Source organism: Psychrobacter sp. 1Y4, assembly GCF_051847555.1.
Window position 1 is genome coordinate 1 of record NZ_JBPYDE010000775.1, and the last position, 621, is coordinate 621.

Annotated in this window: 2 protein-coding genes; one reads left to right on the plus strand and one right to left on the minus strand. The window is 46.2% G+C overall.

All coding sequences use genetic code 11. The features are described from left to right. Positions 1–240, plus strand: a 240-nt coding sequence (locus ACS8FC_RS18820; RefSeq protein ID WP_439297911.1) for an amidase family protein, incomplete at its 5' end; no start/stop codon positions are given. Positions 241–303: 63 nt separating this feature from the next. Here ACS8FC_RS18820 and ACS8FC_RS18825 read toward each other — a convergent pair. Then, on the minus strand, positions 304–621 hold a 318-nt coding region (locus tag ACS8FC_RS18825; RefSeq protein ID WP_439297912.1), incomplete at its 5' end, for a DODA-type extradiol aromatic ring-opening family dioxygenase.

Genomic DNA, 621 nt, shown 5'->3' on the forward strand with positions numbered 1-621 from the left:
GCCTTTAGCTCGGGTATGATCGAAAAGCTAAGCGCGCCTGTGCTAGGAAAAATGGGCTTCACGTTGTTAGGCAACGTCACAGGATTGCCAGCCATGTCGGTGCCAGTCGGCATGAGTAAAAAAGGCTTGCCAATTGGTATGCAACTGATCGGACGTATGAATGATGAAGCGACTTTATTTAGTTTGGCAGGTGAGATGGAGCGTGCGGGTTTATTTACCAAACCTGCTTTTGAGAAGTAGATTTGGTTTGTGTGCTTTAATTGGATAAGTAGGCACTAGTATATAGGAGCTAATAAATAGGAGTTAGTCAAAGCGATAGATATCCATGCCCAAACTATGATGGGCCATACTCTGATGAACAACCGAGACGCGCTGACCGGCACCTAACGCAAAAAACAATGGGAGCAAATGCTCGTCACTTGGATGAATGTCTTTGTATTGTGGATATTGTTGCCAGTCGAGGGCAGTGGGTATGTCTATCTTGAGCTGCTGGAGCAACCATTGCTTGAATGCTTTGGCAGTTTGATCGATGCTGTCGGCTTCCCAGCGTAGCGCTTGTAAGTTGTGGGTGATATTACCTGAACCAATAACAAGAATTTGCTCATCACGCAGATGCGCGAG